Source organism: Bartonella sp. MR110HLJHH, assembly GCF_042194225.1.
Lineage (GTDB): Bacteria > Pseudomonadota > Alphaproteobacteria > Rhizobiales > Rhizobiaceae > Bartonella > Bartonella grahamii.
Genome location: NZ_JBHIMQ010000101.1, coordinates 1 through 308, shown reverse-complemented (window position 1 = coordinate 308; position 308 = coordinate 1). Strand labels below are relative to the sequence as shown.

Genomic DNA, 308 nt, shown 5'->3' with positions numbered 1-308 from the left:
TGTGTGCAGAATTCCCATCCCTTTCATGGTTAGATGCTCAAGCAGAGAAAGCTTTAAAAGGTATTATGGACCTTGTTTCAGAAGTTGTTGAGGACATGCAACATAATGGAGAAGAAGTTCCTGTGCCTTTGTCACATGGTAAATATAGTGGTAAGTTTCAATTAAGAATACCACCAGAACTCCATAGAAAACTTGCAATACAAGCCGCTGAAAATGGTGTGAGTTTAAACAGATACATTTCCTCTAAACTTTGAATCTTTTAAAAGTCTATACGTACTAAAAGAAAATTAATTCTTATGAAAACCTCT

The 308-nt window shown here is 35.1% G+C and carries 1 protein-coding gene; it reads left to right on the top strand.

Annotation, left to right across the window (positions count from 1 at the left end):
- On the top strand, positions 1 to 254 hold a 254-nt coding region (locus tag ACFIKB_RS09600), incomplete at its 5' end, for a type II toxin-antitoxin system HicB family antitoxin (RefSeq protein WP_375653532.1).
- Between the last annotated feature and the right edge of the window lie 54 nt (positions 255 to 308).